This is a genomic window from Herbiconiux gentiana, from assembly GCF_024978135.1.
GTDB lineage: Bacteria > Actinomycetota > Actinomycetes > Actinomycetales > Microbacteriaceae > Herbiconiux > Herbiconiux gentiana.
Genome location: NZ_JANTEZ010000008.1, coordinates 71,067 through 88,353, shown reverse-complemented (window position 1 = coordinate 88,353; position 17,287 = coordinate 71,067). Strand labels below are relative to the sequence as shown.

Below are 17,287 nucleotides of genomic sequence, written 5' to 3'. Positions count from 1 at the left end.
GCGCGCGGAAGAATGGCACCATGAGCAGAGCGTCCGGCCATCCCGTTCGTGTGCTCGTCGTCGAGGACGACACGCAGCTCGGCCCTCTCCTGGTGCGCGGCCTGGCCGACGAGGGCTACGACGCGGAGTGGTGCCAGGACGGCACCTCCGCGCTCATCCGGGCCGGACGGGGCGACCTCGCGGTGGCGATGCTCGACGTGATGCTGCCCGGCATGTCGGGGTTCGAGCTCTGCCGGCGGCTCCGTGACGGCGACCCCGGCCTGATCATCCTGATGCTCACCGCCCGCGACGACGTCGACGACCGGGTGAAGGGGCTGGATGCCGGCGCCGACGACTACCTCGTCAAGCCGTTCGCGTTCGCCGAACTGGCCGCCCGCCTCCGCGCGCTCCGCCGGAGGGAGAGCGTCGCGGCGAGCCCCCGCCTCGAGGTCGCCGGGCTTGTCGTCGACAGTCACGACCACGCGGTCACCGCCGGCGGCACCCCGGTGCAGCTGAGCCCGAAGGAGTTCGCCCTGCTGCGGCTGCTGGCTCAGAACGTCGACGAGACGGTTCCGCGCGAGCAGATCCTGCAGGAGATCTGGGGCTCGATCCAGCACACCGACCCGAACATCGTCGACCAGTACGTCAGCTACCTGCGCCGGAAGGTCGATCCAGTGGGCAGCGGGGTGACCCTCCGCACCGTCCGCGGCGTCGGGTTCCGGCTGGAGCGCTCATGACCCGGGCCCTCGGGCGTCTGTCGATCCGCGCCCGGATCACCATCGGCACGATCCTGATCGCGGCGCTGTTCTTCACCGGGGTGGCCATCGTGGTGCGCCAGCAGGTCGACGCCATCCTGCAGAACGCGAGCTACGAGGTGCTAGTCAGCGACGCCACCCCGTTCGAGACCGCCATCCAGCAGGAGCCGGGCGACCCCGTCGACAACCCCGGGGAGGGCCAGCTCATCGCGGTCGTCGACCCCACCGGCGCCACCCGCACCTCGACTCTTCCCGACGCGGTCACCGGCACTCTCGGGTCGATCGACCTCGGGCGGTCGGGCCCTCAGCACCTCGCCGCCGGCGGGTCCCGGTATCTCGTCGCCGTCGAGACGGTGGACTCCCCGGACGGCGATTGGACGATCATCTCCGCCCGGGACGAGACCGCGTCCGCCCGAGTGCTCCGTGACCTCACCGTCGGTCTTGTCGCCGGGCTCGGCGCCCTCACGCTGCTGTTCGGCGTCGCCTCCTGGATCCTCACCGGTGCGGCGTTGCGTCCGGTGAGCCAGCTCCGGCGGAGCGCCGATCGCATCGTCGCCGCCGACTCCGCCGACTCTGCCGCGTCCGCGTCCGCCGCCCTCCTGCCGATCGGGCCGGCCGACGACGAGATCGCCGAGCTGGCCACCACGCTCAACGCCCTCATCTCTCGATTGCACGCCGCCGCGGCACGTGAACGCCAGATGGTCTCCGACGCCAGCCACGAACTCCGCACTCCGCTCGCCGTGCTGCAGGCCCAGCTCGAGCTCCTGCGTACCGGCGACCGGGCGCGCCTCGACACGGATCTGCTCGCCGCCGAGCAGGCCGCCGCTCGTCTGAGCCGGCTCGTCGACAGCCTCCTCGAGCTGTCCCGCCTGGACAGCGGTGGGGCTGCGGTCGTCTCGACCGTGACGGAACTCGTCGACGAGGCCGGCGACGCGCTCGATCGCGCGCGGCTGGTGGCCGCGGGTGATGAGGTCCGGATCGATCTCGTCGCGCCGCTCGACCCTCCCCGGGCGGGAGTCGCGATGGCGCCGCTGCACTACGGCCGGGTGCTCGACAACCTGCTGTCGAACGCGGTGCAGGAACTCGACGGTCGCGGTCGGGTGACCGTCACGGTCGTGGTCGAGGATGACCGCCTCGTGACGACCGTGGCCGATACCGGGCCCGGCATGTCACCGGAGTTCGTCGCCCACGCCTTCCACCGGTTCTCGCAGGACGATCAGTCCCGCGCGGCAGGACGCGGCAGCGGACTGGGGCTCGCGATCGTGGCCGCTGCCGCCGCGTCGGCCGGGGGCACCGCTCGCCTTTCCGCCGCCGACCCGCACGGTCTCGTGGTCACGGTCGATCTTCCTCTGGTGCGGACTTTTGGACTGCCGACCCCGCCAGCTGCGACGCCCGGGCCGCCGGCACGCCGAGCATGAGGAGCGTCGTCGTGGCCGCCGCCGCCGCGTCGGCACCCGCGTCGGCGAGGGTGAACAGAGCCGACCAGACCACCTGGGCGAGCGCATCCGCCGGCAGGTGGCGGCCGAAGACGCCGGTGTCCTGGCCGCGCGCCACGAGACCGGCGAGCTGCTGCTCGACCGGGGCGAGCAGGGCGTGGATGCCCGTGCCGAACTCGCCGCGCCGGAGCACCACGAGCACCCGGTAGCGGTGGGCGACCGGCCACAGTCGCGCGACGAACCGGGCCCACGTGACGTCGGCGGGAACAGCGGCCTCGCCGGCCGCAGGAGCCGCATTGGCCGCGGGAGCCGCATCGGGCGCGGGATCATCGCTGGCCGCGGGAGCCTCATCGGGCGCGACCCCGACGAGCACCGCCGCGAGCTCGTCGGCCGCGCGCTTCGCCAGCGCGTTCACCAGGTCGGCCCGCGTCGGGAAGTACCCGTAGACCGTGCGCCTGACGACGCCGGCGGTCGCGGCCACCTCGCCCATCCCCGCCTCGGGCGAAGCGCCGAGCACCCCGATCGCCACGTCCAGGATTCGATCCCGCGTCTCGGTCACACTGCCCACCCCGACCTCCTCCGCTCGGAATCCATGATTGCACACTGCTGTGCAATGGGCGTAGATTGCACACCGGTGTGCAATCGCGTTCGACGGCACGCCGCCCATCCGACCGACGCCCCGAGGAGACACGCCATGTCCCGCACGACCGACGCACCCACCGAGCTCCGCCCGTTCCGAGCCGCCGTCCCCGACGAGGCGCTCGCCGACCTGCAGCGGCGCCTCGAGTCGACCCGCTGGCCCACCCGAGAGACGGTTCCCGACTGGTCGCAAGGGGTCAGAACAGACGAGCTGCGCGCCCTCGTCGCACGATGGCAGAAGGGGTACGACTGGCGCCGTCTCGAGCAGCAGCTGAACGAGCATCCGCAGTACCTCACCGTCATCGACGGGGTCGACATCCACGTGATCCACGTGCGCTCGAAGAACCGCGGCGCCCTGCCGCTCGTCCTGACCCACGGCTGGCCGGGCTCCTTCGTCGACTTCCTCGCCCTGATCGGCCCGCTGACCGACCCGGTCGCGTACGGCGGTGACGCCGCCGACTCGTTCGACGTCGTCATCCCCTCGCTGCCCGGCTTCGGCTTCTCGGCCGCGCCCACCAGCACCGGCTGGAACGTCGCCCGCATCGCCCGAGCCTGGACCGAGCTGATGCGCCGCCTCGGCTACGAGACCTGGGCCGCCCACGGCGGCGACTGGGGTGCCGCCGTCACGACCGAGCTGGGTGTGCAGCGCCCCGAGGGGCTGCTCGGCCTGCACCTGAGCACGCCCTACGCCTTCCCCGACCCCATCCCCGAGACGCTGTCACCGGATGAACGGCGAGCCGTCGAGGGCCTCGCCCACTACGCCGGCCCGCTCGGGGGCTCGAACCATCTGCAGGGCACCAAGCCCCAGACCGTCGGCTTCGCCCTCGCCGACTCGCCGGTGGGTCAGGCCGCCTGGATCTACGAGAAGTACCAGTCGAAGACCGACAACACGGGGCGCGCCGAGGAGGCGATCGCGCTCGACACGATGCTCGACCAGATCTCGCTGGCCTGGCTCACCGACAGCGCGGCATCCTCGGCGCGCATCTACTGGGAGAACCGCTCGGCCACGATGGCGGGCCCGGTGCTCGAGCTCCCGGTGGCGGTGACGGTGTTCCCGCGGGACATCCCGCGCCTGCCGCGCACGTGGGTCGAGCGCGCGTACCCCGGCCTGGTGCACTTCACGGAGGCTGAGCGGGGTGGGCACTTCGCGGCGCTGGAGCAGCCGCGCATCCTCGTCGATGAACTACGAGCGGGGCTGCGCAGCCTGCGCGGCTGAGCGCCTCGGGGCTCGCCCCGCTGTTCAGGCCGGCTGGAGGCGGCTGAACAGGTTGACGACGTTGCCGTCGGGGTCGCGCAACAGCGCGGAGCGGTTGCCCCAGGGCATGGTGGTCGGTTCGAGCACGACGTCCTCGACCGCGGGCTGGAGCCGCGCGAACTCGTCGTCGACGTCGGCGACCTCGAACTCGATGACGACGGAACGATTCGTCGCAGGAGCGAGCGCCCCGCCGAGCATCGCGACGGTCGCCGAGCTCGCGATCGCGAGGGTCGCGCCCGGGCCGCTGAACTGCGCGAAGACCGGCGCTGGGCGCTCGGCCCGCTGGCCCGTGACGCGCTCGTAGAAGGCGACGAGGCCCTCGAGGTCGTCGGTGATGATGCGAATTGAGGCGAACGACATGGATTTCCTTCCGTGGTGCTGATGACGTGCGAGCTCAGCTTCCCGGGTGGTCGCGACACCGTCCTGTCGGTGTTCGGTGAAAGTCGGCGACCGCGAATCAGTCGTCGATCACCGATCGCAGCCGGCCGTACGAGATGGCGAGGTCCTCAGAACGAAGGATGCGCAGCGGAGGTCTCTCGTCGGTGACCTCGAGGGCGAGCATCCGGTCGCCGCGGAACGCCCGGACCCCGTCGCGCAGTCGGCACCAGGCGATCAGGTACCAGTGCCCTTCCTTGCCGATCGACCCCAACGGCTCGACCTCGCGGAGGGTGTCGGCGCCGGTGGCGTCCTGGTAGCGGAGCCGGACGACGCGGTTCGACCGGAGGGCCGCGGCGAAGCCGGGCGGGGTGACCGTGTCCTCGTCGCTCTCCAGGAGGTGCACCCGGGAGGCGAGCGCCGTCGCGCGGGCGGCGTCGCCGTCGGGCATGACGGCCAGCATCTTCCGGGCGGCGGTCTGGGCGGATTGCCGGAACGGGCTGTTCCGCAGGGTGCCGAGCCCGATCAGCACCGCGAGGGCCTCGTCGAGGGTGAACCCGGCCGGCCCGAGCGTCGCGGAGGCGTCGATGACGTAACCGCCGGTGCGGCCGGGCTCCGCCCAGATCGGCAACCCGGACTCCTGCAGCGCGGCCAGGTCCCGCTCGATGGTGCGCACGGACACCTCGAACCGCTCCGCCAGCCGGCGGGCGCTGCGGGGCCGCGGGGAGGCGGCGCGGAGCTCCTCGACGAGGCCGTACAGCCGATCGGTTCGATTCACCCGTCCATCATCCGCCAGCTCGGCCCCACCCAGCGGTCGCGGTCTGCGACCATGGGCTCATGCTCGTGTGGCTGACGGACTGGCAGCTGGTGGAGGATCGGATCCTGATCCGGGTTGGCGACATCGTCGATTGGGTGGTGTACGAATCTTCGGCTGCGTTGTACGGCTACGTCGCGACCTTGCGTCCTGTGTAACCTTCGCCGCGCATCCGGACACTACTTGTTATGAGCGAGAACGATTCTGACGAGGTCGACCTCTGGCGCCGGGCGCGCGAGGGCGACCCCGCGGCGTTCGGCGAGGTCTTCGATCTGCATAAGGATCGGGTCTTTCGTCATGCCTACCGGATCCTTCTGGACTGGCACGACGCCGAAGACGTAGCGGGCACGGCCTTCCTCGAGCTCTGGCGCAATCGAGGCGCGGTCCGCGTCGTGAACGGGTCGCTTCTTCCGTGGCTTCTCGTGACCGTGTCCAACGTCGCCTCGAACTCGCGCCGGGCGACGGCTCGCTATCGGAAGCTGCTCGACCGGCTGCCTCGCACCGAGCCCGTGCCCGCGGTCGATGACGAAGCTCTGGCCCGTCTCGAACCGTTCGGCGATGAGCTCCAGGATGCGATGCGGGACCTGAACCCGGTGGACCGCCAGCTCGCGACCCTGGTCATCCTCGAGGGGTTCTCCGTGCTCGACGCCGCCGAAGCGGTGAACCTCTCCCCAGGGTCGGCGAAGACCCGACTGTCCCGCATGAAGGGCCGGTTGCGGAAACGGCTCTCGGTCACCGCCGATTCGACCAGCGCAGGAGATTTCTCATGAACGACATCACGATGGATCCGCTGTTCGCTGCCGGATTCCGCGAGGCTCTGACCGATCACGTCGGCAAACGCAGGAGCCCTCGGCGGAGGTTCGCCTGGGCAGGTGTCGGACTGCTGAGCCTTATCGCGGTGTCCGGGGCGGGCGTGGCGACAGCATCCCTCACGGCACCTCCCGGCGCCCCCGTCTTCGCCTCGCTGAGTTCGCCCGTCTCCGCGACGTTCACGGAATCGGGAGTGCTGAGCTTGGGAGCACCGCCGGCGGAGGCGACCAGCATCAGCTTCTCCGCGGTGTGCGGCTCGGAAGGCACGTTCTGGGTGGCGAACTACGGCGGCATCTCCTGCTCGGCGAACCAGCTGGGTGCCGTCAAGCGCGGGGTGGTGGATCTGTCCCTCTGGCAGCAGTCCACTCTCAACATCGAGCTCGATCCTGGCCTGGAGGTCGACGTCACGGCAGCGTTCAGTCGCGAAGTGCAGACGGAATGGGGCACCAATCAGGCCGGAGAGACCTACGGGGCTCAGAAGCAGAATCAGATGGCCGACCTTGCCGCGGCGACGGCGACGAACGGGCAGAGGGGCTACGTGCGGGTCTCCGAGGTCGACGCTGCGATGATCGATCCCACTCAGGCCACCATGGAGGACGTTCAGCGCTACCTCGATTCGGGGGAGGGGCGGGCCGATCGCTTCGTCCCCGTGTACGAATCCGACGGCACGACGGTCGTCGGCGAGTACCTCATCGCCGGCTACGACACCCAGGAACGACTCGCGCGCGAACAGATCGAACGAGGGTTCGACCTCGGATTCACCCCTCCCGCCGAGGGATGAGGGGAACACGGGCTCAGCACGGCACGCGTCCACGCCGCCTTAGGGTGGGGGCATGGGTCGGACCAGTCGCGCCACGAGAGGCCTGACGGCAGCCGGGCTGATCCTGATTCTCCTCGGGGCGTTCCTCACTCTGGCCCTCCTCGTGCCGTCGAACTACAAGGGGTCGACGTACAAGTGCATCGTCGAGGGTCCGTACTCGGAGGCGGCCGAGGTGTCCGAACGCCCCGACGGCATCGCCGGTGCGCCGTCGCTCTGGCCGATCGGGCGGTCGTGCACCTGGGCTGCTGCCACGGGCGACGGCACGGTCACGACCTACTCGGGCAGCTGGCCGGGAACGTTCGTGGTGGTCTGTCTCATCACCATCGGAACCGCCCTCCTCGTCGCTCGGTCGATGGTGATCCGATGGGACTAGCTCGCCGGCCGCGTCAGGTGACGGATGCTCGGACCCGCGTCACCCCGAATGCTCGGCGCTTTGGCGCCGCCGGGGTCGCGACCGCCGCCCTCGTCCTCGCGCTCGCTGCCTGCACGCCGATCGAACCGCACCCCACCCCAGACGTCGCCATCGACCTGCTGCAGCAGGACTGGCGGAACGTGCCCGGAATCAGCGCCGACGACAGCGGCTTGAGCGTGACCTCGACCGGGCGGCAGATCGTCGACCAGGACGGTGGGGGAGGGCGACCCGACCCGCCGGTCGACCTCGCGGGAACGCATCTCGTGTCCGACGGCGACTTCGTGATCAGCGCCACTATCGAGAACGCCACCGCCGACGCCACCCTCGCGATCTACGACAGCCCACCGGTGATCGCCGACGAGTTCCGCATCGAGCCTCCGGGCCTTCGCCTCACCCTCCGCGGCGACCAGCTGCAGGTGGACGTCCTCGACGGCTCGCCCCAGGACACCCAGCCTGCGCAGACCGAGACAGTCCCGCTCTCTGACCCCGAGGCAGAGCTCGGGGTGTCCCGTACTGGTGACAGGATCGAGATCTCGAGCGCCGGCGACGTCGTGGTCTCACTGCTTCACGCCGCCGTCTTCGACTCCGGGACCCTGTGGCTGGGCCTGTCGAGCGCCGATGGGTCGTTCACGGTCAGCTCGTTCACCGCCGCGGCGTCCGCCGGCGCATCCCTCACCACGGCGGGGCCTATCGCCGCCCACGCAGAACGATCGTCCAACGGACTCCAGACACTCGCCTCCCGCGCTCGCCCGGGCTTCCTGGTCGGCGCGGCCGCAGCCCTCGGCCCGCTCGCCGCCGACGCGGACTACGCCGGCGCCCTCATCCGCGATTTCGGCGCCGTGACCCCCGAGAACGCCATGAAGCCGCAGGCGCTCTCCCCCCGCCAGGGCGAGTACACCTTCGAGGAGGCCGACGCCCTGCTCGACCTGGCGGAGAGCAAAGGCATCGCGGTGCACGGCCACACCATCGCCTTCAGCGAAGCGATGCCGAGCTGGATGCGCGACCTGCCCGCCGACACCGAGCAGGAGCGTCTAGACAGCGGCGCGATCCTGCTCGACTACGTGACGACGGTGGTCACCCACTTCGCGGGCCGCCTGCATTCCCTCGACGTCGTGAACGAGCCGTTCGACGTCGATCAGAGCACACGCCTGCAGCAGAACATCTGGTACCGCGTCTTCGGGCCGGCCTACCCGGTCGTCGTGTCGCAGGCCGTCCACGACGCCGACCCCGCCGTGCTGCAGTTCATCAACGAGAACGGTGCCGACGTGCCGGGTGAGCGACAGGATGCTCTTCGAGAACTCGCTCTCGAGACCAACCGGCAGGGCGGCCACATCGCCGGCGTGGGGCTCCAGTCCCACGTCTACGACCTCGACACCGATGCCATCTCCGCCGAGGATCTCGAGACGACGTTGGAGGCCTTCGGCGACGCGGGCCTGACAGTCCGGATCTCCGAGAACGACGTCCCGGACTCCGAGGGCGAGCGGGTCCAGGCGGATCAGTTCGCGACGATCCTCCGCACGTGCATCCGGTCGGTGACCTGTGTCTCGTACACGACCTGGGGAGTGGACGACCGGTACGACTGGTTCCTCGGCGACGACGGCACGCCGGAGCAGGGCCACGACCTCCTGTTCGACGACGGCGAGCCGACGCCTGCGTATCAGGCGCTGCGAGATGTCCTCGACGGGTGACCCCCACGTCGTCGTTCCGTCATCGTGAGCTCAATCGGCAGCGACCGTGACAGGGGTGCCGCCGGTGAGCCGCGTGAGCTGCTCGAAAGTCAGCGGCACGACGGTGTGCGGAGTGCCGCCCGCGGCCCAGATCGTGTCGTACGCGGACAGCGCGTCATCGATCACGGTGCGCACAGGGGCCGGATGCCCCACGGGCGCGACCCCGCCGATGGCCTGACCCGTGATCGTTCGCACCTGCTTCGCCGTCGCCATCACGACCGTCGCCGCACCGAGCTGGCCGGCGAGAACGCCCGTGTCCACTCGGTGACGGCCGCTGGTCATCACCAGCACAGGCTCGTCGTCGGCCAGGAACACGAGGCTGCTGGCGATGGCCCCGACCTCGCACCCGAGCGCGCCAGCGGCCTCGGCCGCGGTGCGGGTGGAATCGGGCAACTCGCGCACGCGTGCGGCGATCCCCGCGTCGGCGAGGTGCTGTTGCACGATCCGGCTGCGCTCGGGCAGCTGCTGGTCATCGGTCATGGTGGGTGAATCCTTCCTCAGGTATCGTGATCGCCCCGCCCCGTCACGAGGTCGCGGGTACCCGTTCGTCGGTTCCCTTGATCACCCAGTAGACGACGGCGAGCGAGAGGATGCCGACGACCGGTCCGAGAACGGCTCCCAACGCGGTCGAGATGGGCGCATGGCCGACCGAGAACACCGACACGTCCCACAGCCCGTGCAGCAGCATCGCCCAGATCAGCGAGCCGGTGACGCGGCGCACGATGTAGAACGCCGTCCCCGATGCGAACGCCAGCACCGCCTGGAGCAGCGAGCTTCCCAGTGGGGCGCCGAGTGCGGCGTTGACGAGGTGCATCACCCCGAACAGGGCGCTGGAGAGGAACCAGACCCAGCCCTCACCGAGGCGCGACCGGAGCGCGGTCAGCAGCAGGCCCCGGGCCATCAGCTCCTCGTTGAACCCGACGAGAACCCCGAGTGCCACCAGCGCGAGCAAAAACGACGCGTCGAATTGCGACCAGTCCGTGTTGATCAGGTTCAGCACCGCGGCGGCGAGCATGATGACGGGCACGAACACCGGCCAGCTGTGCTGTGACCGGCGCCGTTCGAAGAGCGCGGGGCGCCACCACCCCAGCAGCGTCGCGACCACCACGAGACCGATGGCGCCGACGGCGAGATCGAGCACGGCTCCCCGCCAGGTCGACTCGGCGGAGGTGCCGATCTCGGGGAAGGGCACACCGCTGATGGTCGACACGACGAAGATCACCAGGACGTAGCCGGCCCAGATCGCCAGCCCGATCCAGATCCGAGGAGTGACGCGCACGATCAAGCCTTCCGCTCGGAGGACGAGGCAGAGTCCTGCTCGATTATCTCGTCATCCATGTGTGACCCGTAGAAGTCGGACTGCCCTCGCATGAGCTCGGCCATCGACACCTCGCGTCCTGCGCCGTAGACCGTCTCGGTGAAGTGGAGCTCCTTCTGGATCGCCCAGATCTCGTCGTGGCGCTCGGGCGGGAGGATCGACGCCGGCGATCCGACCGCGACCCATCCGATCGGCACCACCGCCCTCGCCTCGAGCACGGTGTTCACCTGCACGACGCCGTTGATGCGCACCTCGGCCCCGCGGCCGATGCGGCTGCCGGGGAACAGCGAAGCACCGGTCGCGATGAACGCGTCGTCGGCCACGGTGCTGCCGTTCACGTGGGTGTGGGGCCCGATCATGACCGCCGTCCCGATCGAGACCGGGTGGCGGGATCGGCCGCGGATCAGAGCGTGTTCCATCAGGACGGTGTTCTCGCCGATCGTGACGGCGCCGTCCTCGGCGGTGACGACCGCGCTGTGCAGGACTCGGACGCCCGCCTCGATCCGCACCTGGCCGACGATGACCGCGGACGGTGCGATGTAGGCGGACGCATGGATCGAGGGTTCGTGGCCACGGTGTCTGATGAGCATTCGCTGGCTCCTCTCGTCATCCGTCACGATAGCGAGGCTGCGGCGCGAAAGATTTTTCGTCGATTCGGGAACCGAGGCGCGGCTGACGACAATCTCTTAGTGTGACCACCACTACACCTGACGACGAAGAAGCCACCTGGGCTTCGGCCCGAGCCGGCGACTCGCGCGCGTTCGCCATGATCTTCGACCTGCACCGCAATCGCGTCTTCCATCAAGCACAGCGGATGTCCGCCACGATGCACGACGCGGAGAGACGTCACCGCGGCCACCTTCCTCGAGGCGTGGAGACGACGGGAATCCGTCCGGGTGGTGGACGGCTCGGTCATCGGCTGGCTACTCGTCACGGCCAACTACCTCGCCCGGAACGTGGACCGGTCGCGACGTAGGTATCGGACCCTTCTGGAACAGATGCGGGAACCGGAGCACCTCAGGGACCCGGCGGACGATGTCGCTGACCGGATCGACGCGCAGTCCATGACCGGTCGCGTGCGGGACGCCCTCGCCCGTCTGCCCAAACGGGATCAGGACATCATCACCCTGTGCCTGATCGAACAGCTCTCGACCGCCGACGCCGCAGCCGTCCTCTCGATCCCGGTCGGAACGGTGAAGTCCCGGCTGTCTCGCGCCCGGCAACGGCTCGCGGCCGACGTCTCGGCGACACTGAACCGCACCACGATCACGACCGGAGGAACACGATGACCGGACCGGACCTCGACCCGCAGCTCGCTGCATCCATGCGCCGGGTGATCATCCAGAACGCACGATCGACCGCCGGCAGGAGATTCTCGCTCCGACGGATCGCGGCGGTGGTCGCGACCGCAGCGCTAGTGGCCGGTGTCACGGCCGCGGCCGTCGCGGTCGTGATCGCCGGGGTTCCTCAGTTCGCCGGGCCGCCGGCGGCTCTCTCACCGACTGAGACGTCGACACCGAGCCCGACCCCTACGCCCACCCCTCCGACGCCTACGATCACGGTCCCGACCGAGACGCCCGCCCCGCCCGCTCCGCCCCTGGTCGAGGAGACCCCGACCCCGGATCTCGTGGCCGGATACGACGCGCGGACCCTGTGGGATCTCTGCATCGCTCGCGGCCAGGACGAGTTCCCCGGCGCCGTCGCGACCAGCGAGTACGACCTCCGATTCGTGCAGCCGACCCCCGATGGCGTCCCCGAGGTGACTGTCGGTTTCGACACTCCCGACGACCCGATGCCGACAGGCACGATCTGGATCTGCCGGTTCGGAGGCGACCCGGCCGCCCCCACGCTCGACTTCTTCACCGCGAAGGACATCTGATCGAGAAACCCGCGACGCGCCTGATCGAGCCTTCCGTTCACGGAAGGACCATCACCCCGTCCACCCGGCGCGGCAGGTCGACGGGCCCGTCGCGCAGCTCCGGCGGCAACTCGGCGGCGGGAGCGTTCTGCCACGCGACCGGACGGAGGTACCGCCTGATCGAGGTCGCCCCCACCGAGGTGTGCACGGAGTCGGTGGAGGGCCACGGGCCACCGTGATTCTGGGCCCAGGCGACGGCCACCCCCGTCGGGTACTGGTCGTAGAGGATTCGCCCCGCCCGCTCGGCGACCGCGACACGAGCCATCGGCACCCCGGCGTCGCCGGGTTCGATGAACAGCGTCGCGGTGAGAGTGCCGGGCAGCGCCGAGGCGAGCCGCGCGGCGTGCTCGTCGTCGCGATAGCGCACCACGACGGCCACCGGCCCGAAGCATTCTTCGGCCAGACGGGTGGGCAGCTCGTCGCCGACGAACTCCACGAGGGCCGGGGTCGTCGACCCGATGGTCGAGCTCGCCGAACCGCGGCTCACCAGGGCAGCGCCCGGAACCGCGGTCAGCTCGTCGAGTCCGGCGTCGTAGGCCGAGGCCATCCCGGCGGTGAGCGCCGGCTTCGCGCCGACGTGCGCGACCGACGCCGAGAGGGCCCCGACGAGGGCGTCGCCGGCCGGCCCGACCGGCACGAGCGCAATGCCGGGCTTGGTGCAGAACTGTCCGCCGCCCTGCACGATCGACGCGGCGAGGCCCTCCGCGATGCTCTCGCCCCGAGCTGCAGCAGCGGCGGGAGACACGAGCACCGGGTTGATGCTCCCGAGCTCGCCGTAGAACGGGATCGGCGAGGGCCGGTTCGCGGCGAGCTCGGCCAGCGCGCGTCCACCGCCCGGTGATCCGGTGAAGCTGGCGGCACGGATGCCGGGCGCCTGCACGAGGTCGATCCCGGCCGCGTAGCCGTAGACCACCGACACCGCCCGTCCCACCAGGGGGTCCGTCACCTCGGCGATCACCGACGCGACGAGGGCGCTGGTGGCCGGATGCGCGGGATGCGCCTTGACGACGACTCCCGCCCCGGCGGCCAGTGCGGCCGCCGTGTCCCCTCCCGGCACCGAGAAGGCGAGGGGGAAATTGCTCGCGGCGTACACGGCGACGGGGCCGATCGGGACGAGCATCCGCCGGAGATCGGGCCGGGGGCCCATCGGGGTGTCGCCCGCGTGGTCGATGACGGCTTCGAGGTAGGAGCCCTCGCGCAACACCTCGGCGAAGAACCTCAATTGGTAGCCCGTGCGGGTGAGCTCGCCGTTCAGGCGCACCGCGCCGAGGGCGGTCTCCGCGTCGGCGGTGGCGACGATGTCTTCGCGCCGCGCATCGAGGGCGTCGGCGATCGCTTCCAGCAGCCGGGCTCGCCCGGAGCGCCCGAGTGCCTGGAGCTCCGCCGTCGCGGCGGTGGCGGACGAGACGGCAGAGGCGAGGCCTGCCGCGTCGGTCTCCTCGAGGTCGAGGGTGCGGCGCACTCCGGTCGCCGGGTCGGTGGTGGTGATGGTGGTCATGTCGTGCAGATCCTTCGTCTCGGCCGCGGGGAGGGGAGGGGGCTTCGATTCACATCCACCCCGTCGAACCGTCCGGCTTCACGGGCACGCGTCGTTCCCAGTGCACCCAGTCGTTCTCGACGAGGGCGGATTCGTCGATGGTGATGCCCCAGCCGGGACGGTCCGGTCGCAACTCGAGGTGTCCGTCGACCGGGGTGTAGGGGTCGTGGCACCACGACACCGGGTCGGGCTTGTACTCCAGGATCGAGAAGTTCGTCGTGGCCGCCGCGAAGTGCACGTTGGCCGCGGTCGCGAGCGGCCCGAGCGGGTTGTGCGGCGCGACGGGCACGTAGTGGGCCTCGGCGAGGTGCGCGATCTTCACCATCTGGGTCAGCCCGCCGACCACGCAGATGTCGGGCTGCACGATGTCCGCGCCCTGCACGCTCAGCAGTCCGAGGAACTCATTCGGAGAGTAGAGCGATTCGCCGGTGGCGAGCGGCACCGACAGCGCCGACAATTCCGAGCGGATGCGCGCCCAGGACGGCAGGTGCTCGGGGCGGATCGGCTCCTCGAGGAAGAGCGGGTCGTTCGGGGCCAGTGCGGCGCCGAGCGCCACCGCCTGCTGCGGCGCCCACAGGCAGGCGTGGGCGTCGAAGGCGAACTCGACGTCGTCGGGATGCGCATCCCTCACCTCGCCGAAGTACCGCCCCAGCTCGGCGGCGACGACGCCGAAGCGGTGCCGATGCAGTTCGGTTCGGTAGGGGCTGAGCTTGAAGGCGGTGAAGCCGCCGCTCTCGTGCAGCTCGCTCGTGCGGTCGAGCAGCTCGGGGAGGTCGGGTGCCGAGTACAGACCCGCGTAGACGCGCACCCGGTCGCGCACGGCGCCGCCGAGCAGCTGGTAGACGGGCAGCCCGGCGGCCTTGCCCGCGATGTCCCATAACGCGTGGTCGATCGCGGCGAGGGCGGCGAGCCCCAGGGCGCCGGGTGGGAACCGCGACGACTGCAGCAGCAACTGGGACACGTACGAGGTGCGGCGAGCGTCGATGCCCTTGATCTGCTCGAACAGGTACTCCAGCAGCGGAGGGAAGGCCAGGTCAGGGCCGTGGTTGTAGACCTCGGCCCAACCCTCCAGCCCGTCGTCGGTGGTGATCTTGACCAGCACTCGCGGTCGGTCGCCGACGCGCTGCAGGTAGGTGTCGAGCTGCTCGATGACCGTCATGCCCGCACCCCCGCGGTCTCGGCGCGGTGCAGCGGCGGCGCCGCGGGCCAGTCGGCGATCGCATCGCGCACTTCCGCGCGGGCGGACTCCCCGAGCGGGGCGCTCGGGGGCCGCAGATCACGACGGCAGAGACCCAGCTGGTTCATGGCCTCCTTCACCACCGCGACGTTGTCGGCCGAGCGGTTGCGAGCCCGCAGGTGCTCGAACTGCCGGATGCTCCGCCACACGCTCTCGGCTTCGGCCGGGTCGCCCCCGCGCAGTGCCGTCAGCATCGCCAGGGAGGTCGCGGGCACGACATTGACCAGACCGGAGGTGAAGGCGCGCGCGCCACCCTGCCAGTAGGCCGGGGCGTACGACTCGGCCAGTCCGGCGATCCACAACACCTCGGTGGCGGTGGCTGCGACGACGTCGGAGCGCACGCTGGCGAACACCACCGGATCGGGCACCGAGTACTTCAGCGCCACGACGTTCGGCGCCGCGTCGATCAACCGGGCGATCTGCTCGCCGCCGATCAGCGTCGAGCTCAGGTAGGGCACCACCCCGATCTCAGGCACCGATCGCGCGACGGCGAGGTTGTAGTCGACCCAGCCCTCGGGCGAGAGGTAGGGCAGCACCGGCTGGTGCACCATCACGGCGTCCGCCCCGCGGTCGCGGGCGAAGCGGGCGTCGGCGATCGCGGTGCCGAGGTCGAGCCCGACCCCGCCGACGATCACCGCCCGACCTGCCGCCGCCTCCGTCACCGTGCTCAGCACCGCGCGGCGCTCGTCGGGCGAGAGTGCGTAGAACTCACCGGTGTTGCCGTTGGGCGTGAGCGCGGTGACGCCGGCGGCGATCAGGCGGTCGACGAGCGCGGCGAGCAGCGGATGATCGACCTCGCCGTCTTCGTCGAACGGCACCACGGGGATGCCGACGACGGTGGAGAGCCGGGCGATCAGGGCGTCGCGGTGCAGACCGGTCTTCGTCATGACGTGGTCCTTTCGGTGGGGGGAGCGATCACGTCGGCCGATGCGACGACCGGTTTGATGCGCACCCAGAAGGCGTAGATGGCGGCACTGATGAGGCAGCTCAGCCCGGCGAACACGAGTGGCCCGACGTAGGAGTTGTCGCTGACGGTCAGGAACAGGCCGATGGTGATGGGGCTGATCAGGTTGCCGAGCTGCGACCCGAAGTTCTGGAACCCGGCGACGGAGCCGACCGTGTCCCGGGACTCGGCGACCTCGGCCGGAAGGCTGAGGATGGCCGCGCCGGCGAAGGAGTGGGCCGCGCTCGAGACCGTCAGCACGACCATCACGAGGACGTTCGACTCGATGAACGGGCTGAAAGCGATGCAGGCGCTCAGCACGAGCCCGGCGATGATCGGGATCTTGCGGGCGGCACCGGCCGAGACCTTCCCCGAGGCGAGCAGCCGGTCGGACACGATGCCGCCGAGGATCGTCGCCCCGATCGCGATCACGGCGGGGATCGCCCCGACGAGACCGAACTCCTCCTTCGACAGTCCCCGGTCGTTCAGGAGGTAGCTGGGGTACCAGGTGAGGAAGAAGGCGCCGGCGAGCGAGCGGAAGACGTAGCCGAGCATGAGCGCCCAGACCTGGTTGTTCCGTAGCAGTGCGCGCCAGGGCTTCTTCTCGCCGGTGCTCGCGGCGGCCACCATCTCACCCTGGTCGGAGTTGATGTACTCGAGTTCCTCCGCGTTGACGCGACGGTGCTTCTCGGGCGCGCGGTAGACGGCCAGCCACCCGATCACCCAGAGCGCGCCGACGACGCCGATCAGAAGGAAGGCGAAGCGCCATCCGGCGAACAGGGCGAGGGCCGTCACCACCGGGATGGACAGGGCGGTGCCGATCTGCTGACCCATGTCGAACAGGCTCGACGCGAAGGCGCGCTCGCGGCGCGGGAACCAGCGGGAGACGACCTTGACGTTCGCCGGCTGCACCGGCGCCTCGCCGATACCGAGACCGAGTCGGAAGACGATCGTCGAGGCCACACCGGTGGAGAGCGCAGTGAGGGCCGTCCAGACCGACCACCAGCCGACGGCGATGGGATAGATCACGCGCGGCCCGAACTTGTCGAGCAGCCAGCCGGAGGGGATCTGGAAGAGGGCGTAGGTCCAGAAGAACGACGACAGCAGAACGCCTTGGACGGCGGGGCCTATCTCGAACTCCTCGGCCATGAAGGGCAGTGCCACGGCGAGCGCCGCACGGTCCAGATAGGCGATGGTCAGACCGAGGGCCGAGAAGCCCACGATCGTCCAGCGCATGCTGCTGCGCTTCCGGCGGACATCGGGCGTGGCCGTGGCGGCCGGTTTTGTATCATTGTGAAGCATCGTTGCTCCT

At 70.3% G+C, this 17,287-nt stretch carries 20 protein-coding genes; 10 read left to right on the top strand and 10 right to left on the bottom strand.

Annotation, left to right across the window (positions count from 1 at the left end; all coding sequences use genetic code 11):
• Nucleotides 1-20 precede the first annotated feature (20 nt).
• Nucleotides 21-716 (top strand): response regulator transcription factor, encoded by a 696-nt coding sequence (locus NVV95_RS16580; protein ID WP_259487659.1) that lies wholly within the window; start codon nucleotides 21-23, stop codon nucleotides 714-716.
• A complete protein-coding gene (locus NVV95_RS16575; protein ID WP_259487658.1) occupies nucleotides 713-2,152 on the top strand; it encodes a sensor histidine kinase in 1,440 nt (479 codons plus the stop codon). The genes NVV95_RS16580 and NVV95_RS16575 overlap by 4 nt, the downstream gene beginning before the upstream one ends.
• On the opposite strand, the gene NVV95_RS16570 is transcribed toward NVV95_RS16575, so the two are convergent.
• The gene (locus NVV95_RS16570) at nucleotides 2,067-2,738 is read right to left on the bottom strand and encodes a TetR/AcrR family transcriptional regulator (RefSeq protein WP_259487657.1); all 672 of its coding nucleotides are present in this window, start codon (nucleotides 2,736-2,738) and stop codon (nucleotides 2,067-2,069) included. The two genes, NVV95_RS16575 and NVV95_RS16570, sit on opposite strands and share 86 nt — an antisense overlap.
• Before the next feature lie 126 nt (nucleotides 2,739-2,864).
• On the opposite strand from NVV95_RS16570, the gene NVV95_RS16565 reads away from it, so the two are divergent.
• Nucleotides 2,865-4,025, top strand: coding sequence for an epoxide hydrolase family protein (locus NVV95_RS16565; RefSeq protein ID WP_259487656.1), 1,161 nt, complete (start codon nucleotides 2,865-2,867; stop codon nucleotides 4,023-4,025).
• 24 nt (nucleotides 4,026-4,049) lie between these two features.
• Here the strand turns inward: NVV95_RS16565 and NVV95_RS16560 are convergent, their stop codons facing one another.
• The gene (locus NVV95_RS16560) at nucleotides 4,050-4,424 is read right to left on the bottom strand and encodes a VOC family protein (RefSeq protein ID WP_259487655.1); all 375 of its coding nucleotides are present in this window, start codon (nucleotides 4,422-4,424) and stop codon (nucleotides 4,050-4,052) included.
• 97 nt (nucleotides 4,425-4,521) lie between these two features.
• The gene (locus NVV95_RS16555; RefSeq protein WP_259487654.1) at nucleotides 4,522-5,217 is read right to left on the bottom strand and encodes a helix-turn-helix transcriptional regulator; all 696 of its coding nucleotides are present in this window, start codon (nucleotides 5,215-5,217) and stop codon (nucleotides 4,522-4,524) included.
• A 59-nt stretch (nucleotides 5,218-5,276) separates the two neighbouring features.
• Here NVV95_RS16555 and NVV95_RS16550 point away from each other — a divergent pair, with 59 nt between their 5' ends.
• From NVV95_RS16550 to NVV95_RS16530, 5 genes are read left to right on the top strand one after another with little or no spacing between them, the layout of a single operon-like run.
• Entirely contained in the window at nucleotides 5,277-5,411 is a 135-nt protein-coding gene (locus tag NVV95_RS16550) for a hypothetical protein (RefSeq protein ID WP_259487653.1), read from the top strand.
• Between the two features lie 30 nt (nucleotides 5,412-5,441).
• The gene (locus NVV95_RS16545) at nucleotides 5,442-6,023 is read left to right on the top strand and encodes an RNA polymerase sigma factor (protein WP_259487652.1); all 582 of its coding nucleotides are present in this window, start codon (nucleotides 5,442-5,444) and stop codon (nucleotides 6,021-6,023) included.
• Between the two features lie 11 nt (nucleotides 6,024-6,034).
• Entirely contained in the window at nucleotides 6,035-6,844 is an 810-nt protein-coding gene (locus NVV95_RS16540) for a hypothetical protein (protein ID WP_259487651.1), read from the top strand.
• Nucleotides 6,845-6,896: 52 nt separating this feature from the next.
• Complete coding sequence (locus tag NVV95_RS16535; protein WP_259487650.1) at nucleotides 6,897-7,256, top strand: hypothetical protein; 360 nt, start codon at nucleotides 6,897-6,899, stop codon at nucleotides 7,254-7,256.
• The gene (locus tag NVV95_RS16530) at nucleotides 7,247-8,983 is read left to right on the top strand and encodes an endo-1,4-beta-xylanase (protein ID WP_259487649.1); all 1,737 of its coding nucleotides are present in this window, start codon (nucleotides 7,247-7,249) and stop codon (nucleotides 8,981-8,983) included. Before NVV95_RS16535 ends, NVV95_RS16530 begins: the two co-directional genes overlap by 10 nt.
• A gap of 30 nt (nucleotides 8,984-9,013) precedes the next feature.
• On the opposite strand, the gene NVV95_RS16525 is transcribed toward NVV95_RS16530, so the two are convergent.
• The 3 genes from NVV95_RS16525 to NVV95_RS16515 are packed head-to-tail and all read right to left on the bottom strand — an operon-like array spanning nucleotide 9,014 to nucleotide 10,930.
• The gene (locus NVV95_RS16525; RefSeq protein ID WP_259487648.1) at nucleotides 9,014-9,502 is read right to left on the bottom strand and encodes a YbaK/EbsC family protein; all 489 of its coding nucleotides are present in this window, start codon (nucleotides 9,500-9,502) and stop codon (nucleotides 9,014-9,016) included.
• Between the two features lie 43 nt (nucleotides 9,503-9,545).
• Nucleotides 9,546-10,301, bottom strand: coding sequence for a CPBP family intramembrane glutamic endopeptidase (locus NVV95_RS16520; RefSeq protein WP_259487647.1), 756 nt, complete (start codon nucleotides 10,299-10,301; stop codon nucleotides 9,546-9,548).
• Nucleotides 10,302-10,303: 2 nt separating this feature from the next.
• Nucleotides 10,304-10,930, bottom strand: a complete 627-nt coding sequence (locus tag NVV95_RS16515) for a gamma carbonic anhydrase family protein (protein WP_259487646.1) — start codon at nucleotides 10,928-10,930, stop codon at nucleotides 10,304-10,306.
• 198 nt (nucleotides 10,931-11,128) lie between these two features.
• Here NVV95_RS16515 and NVV95_RS16510 point away from each other — a divergent pair, with 198 nt between their 5' ends.
• Both NVV95_RS16510 and NVV95_RS16505 read left to right on the top strand, forming a co-directional pair.
• Nucleotides 11,129-11,629, top strand: a complete 501-nt coding sequence (locus NVV95_RS16510; RefSeq protein ID WP_310796089.1) for an RNA polymerase sigma factor — start codon at nucleotides 11,129-11,131, stop codon at nucleotides 11,627-11,629.
• A complete protein-coding gene (locus NVV95_RS16505) occupies nucleotides 11,626-12,219 on the top strand; it encodes a hypothetical protein (protein ID WP_259487645.1) in 594 nt (197 codons plus the stop codon). The genes NVV95_RS16510 and NVV95_RS16505 overlap by 4 nt, the downstream gene beginning before the upstream one ends.
• Before the next feature lie 37 nt (nucleotides 12,220-12,256).
• Here the strand turns inward: NVV95_RS16505 and NVV95_RS16500 are convergent, their stop codons facing one another.
• The 4 genes from NVV95_RS16500 to NVV95_RS16485 are packed head-to-tail and all read right to left on the bottom strand — an operon-like array spanning nucleotide 12,257 to nucleotide 17,277.
• The gene (locus NVV95_RS16500; RefSeq protein WP_259487644.1) at nucleotides 12,257-13,756 is read right to left on the bottom strand and encodes an aldehyde dehydrogenase family protein; all 1,500 of its coding nucleotides are present in this window, start codon (nucleotides 13,754-13,756) and stop codon (nucleotides 12,257-12,259) included.
• A gap of 49 nt (nucleotides 13,757-13,805) precedes the next feature.
• Nucleotides 13,806-14,954, bottom strand: coding sequence for a mandelate racemase/muconate lactonizing enzyme family protein (locus tag NVV95_RS16495; RefSeq protein WP_259487643.1), 1,149 nt, complete (start codon nucleotides 14,952-14,954; stop codon nucleotides 13,806-13,808).
• Complete coding sequence (locus tag NVV95_RS16490; protein WP_259487642.1) at nucleotides 14,951-15,919, bottom strand: dihydrodipicolinate synthase family protein; 969 nt, start codon at nucleotides 15,917-15,919, stop codon at nucleotides 14,951-14,953. Before NVV95_RS16490 ends, NVV95_RS16495 begins: the two co-directional genes overlap by 4 nt.
• Nucleotides 15,916-17,277, bottom strand: coding sequence for an MFS transporter (locus NVV95_RS16485; protein ID WP_259487641.1), 1,362 nt, complete (start codon nucleotides 17,275-17,277; stop codon nucleotides 15,916-15,918). The genes NVV95_RS16490 and NVV95_RS16485 overlap by 4 nt, the downstream gene beginning before the upstream one ends.
• Nucleotides 17,278-17,287: the final 10 nt, after the last annotated feature.